The organism is Kosmotoga sp., assembly GCF_982836095.1.
Map to the genome: position 1 here is coordinate 3,174 of NZ_CEYIHJ010000038.1, position 2,793 is coordinate 5,966.

Genomic DNA, 2,793 nt, shown 5'->3' on the forward strand with positions numbered 1-2,793 from the left:
ACTCCTAACCGCCAGAGAAGCTGCAGCTGCGGTTATGGAAAAAAATCCATCCAAAAGAGTTATTATCCTTGAAACCAAAACAGTTCAAGAAGGGATCGCTGCCCTTTCTGTGTATGATGATGAATTGGAGACAGAGCAGCTTTTGACAGAAATGAATGAGGCTATGGAACACGTAGTCCCAATCTCTGTCACTTATGCCATCAGAGATTCGAGTATAAAGGGAAAAAAAGTGCGTAAAGGCGAGTACCTTTCCATTGGGAAGGAAGGGCTCATAAGTTCCGGACGAAGACTTGAAAAAGTTATTCGTGATGCCATCAGTTCTATACTAAAAACCAGCAAAGAGGACGATTACGAAATCATAACAGTGTTTTATGGTTCTGATGTCAAAGAAGAACAAGCTGAAAAGCTCATAGAAAGTCTTTCTAACGACTTCGACAATGTTGAATTTGAGGTGCATAACGGCGCACAGCCATATTACTACTACTTAATTTCGTTGGAATAGAAATGGAGGCTCTAGGATGTACTTGCAGGAGATAATCGCAAAGCTCAACGAATATTGGAGCTCAAAAGGTTGCCTAATAGATCAGCCATACGATGTTGAAATGGGTGCAGGAACTTTTCATCCATCTACTTTCTTGAGATCCCTCGGAAAAAAGCCATGGAGAGTTGCTTTCGTTCAGCCGTGTCGCCGTCCTACCGACGGGCGCTATGGTGAAAACCCCATGAGAACTCAACGTTATTTCCAGTATCAAGTCATAATGAAACCATCCCCTGATAACTCACAGGAAGTTTATCTCGATTCCCTGAAAGCTCTTGGCATTAACCCCAAAGAACACGACATCCGGTTTGTTGAAGATAATTGGGAGTCACCAACCCTAGGTGCATGGGGAATAGGCTGGGAAGTCTGGCTTGACGGTATGGAAATCACTCAGTTTACATATTTTCAACAGGTTGGTGGCGTGGACGTTTCACCTGTTTCCCTTGAAATTACCTATGGCCTTGAACGTATAGCAATGTACCTCCAAAAGAAAAACAGCATATTTGATATTGACTGGAACGAGCACTTTAAATACGGTGATGTGTTTCTCGAAAACGAACGACAGTTTTCTGTGTATAATTTTGAACACGCCAATACAGATATGCTTTTTAACTTGTATAAAATGTACGAAGAAGAATTCCTGAGGTGCATAGAAATGAAGCTTCTTCTACCCGCTTATGATTATCTGGTAAAGTGTTCCCACACTTTCAACCTTCTCGATGCGAGAAACGCAATTAGCGTTTCCCAGAGGCAGGGCTACATCAAATCAATTAGAAATATGGCTAAACAAGTCGCAGAAATGTATGTTGCCAAGGAGAGTGATTGTCTATGAGTCATATAGCCCTTTTAGAAGTTGGTGTAGAGGAACTTCCATCAACAGAGATTAAGAACCTGATGAAACAATTGAATGAAAAACTCGAGATTCTTCTAAAGAATCACAAGCTTAAGCATGGGAAACTCAAGGTTTTCGTAGGAAGCCGAAGATTCGGTGTGCTCATTGAAGGTCTTCCCGAAAAACAAGAGGATTTCTCTGAAGAAAAAAGGGGACCTGCTGAGAAAATTTCTTTCATTGACGGCAACCCCACAAAAGCCCTTGAGGGTTTCTTGAGAGCAAATAATGCAACAGTCGAGGATATAGAAATCAGAGAACTTAAAGGTATTCCATATGTATTTATTAAACGTACTGTACCAGGAATAAGCACAAAGGAATTACTCCCATTAATTTTCAAAGATTTGATTAGTTCCTTGAAATTTAGAAAACCCATGCGCTGGGGAATAGACAACTTTGTTTTTGTACGTCCTGTAAAATGGATCGTTGCTTTGTTAGACGATCAAGTATTGAATTTCGAAGCTTTTGGCAAGAAAGCTTCAAATTGTTCAAGAGGGCATAGGTTCTTTTTCGATGAAGTTAAGGTAGAAGCTGGTACATATTTCGAAAAGCTCAAAGATGCACTTGTAATATCAGATGTAGATGAAAGGCGCACTCGTGTCCTTAGTGAACTTGAAAGAATTGAATCTGAGCTAAATGCGAAGATTCCAGTAGATGAAGAATTATTGGAGGAAGTTGTGAGTCTTACAGAATATCCCACAGCGGTTGTTGGTGAATTCCTTGAAAAATACCTTGAGCTTCCGCCAGAAGTGATCATCGTTACGATTAAACATCATCAGCGAACTTTTCCTGTTTATCATTCCAGCAAGCTAAGCAAAAAGTTCGTAGCTTTTCAGGACGGTCCAGGCGATCCAAAGGGAAATGTAAGACGTGGGTACGAGGAAGTTATAAACGCACGATTGGAAGATGCGCATTTTTACTATTACAAGGATCTTTCAAACCCTTTGGATACATACGTTGTAGCACTGAAAGAAATTATGTTTCAGCGCAACCTGGGCAGTATGTATGATAAAACAATGAGAGTAAAGGAATTGTCGCGAATAATTTCCGAAGGGCTTCTTTCAAAGCCTGAAGAGGAAGCCTTGATACTCAGAACCGCGGAACTATCAAAAGCTGATCTTGCAACAAGGCTTGTTTACGAATTTCCTGAGTTACAAGGTATTATAGGAAGAATATATGCCCAAAAATCTGGAGAGGCCGAAGAGGTGGCACTGGGCATCGAAGAGCATTATGAAGACAATGCTTTGAAACTACAAACGCTTCCTGGAGCTGTGGTAGGCGTTGCTGATAGAGTTGATACCATTGTTGGCAACTTTTACCTTGGAAACATTCCCACAGGGTCCAAAGACCCTTATGGAATACGGAA

The 2,793-nt window shown here is 41.0% G+C and carries 2 protein-coding genes and 1 pseudogene; all 3 read left to right on the top strand.

The annotated features are described in order from the left end of the window. Positions 1-502, top strand: a pseudogene (locus tag AC3LHT_RS04050) (DAK2 domain-containing protein); the annotation flags it as partial. A 16-nt stretch (positions 503-518) separates the two neighbouring features. Next, a complete protein-coding gene (gene glyQ, locus AC3LHT_RS04055; protein WP_290645770.1) occupies positions 519-1,370 on the top strand; it encodes a glycine--tRNA ligase subunit alpha in 852 nt (283 codons plus the stop codon). Next, positions 1,367-2,793, top strand: a 1,427-nt coding sequence (gene glyS / locus AC3LHT_RS04060) for a glycine--tRNA ligase subunit beta (RefSeq protein WP_488662058.1), incomplete at its 3' end; no start/stop codon positions are given. The genes glyQ and glyS, both read left to right, overlap by 4 nt.

What these genes read in the sequence shown, in the direction of transcription:
- glyQ (WP_290645770.1), top strand. Translation starts at nt 519, where the DNA reads ATGTACTTGCAGGAGATAATCGCAAAGCTCAACGAATATTGGAGCTCA.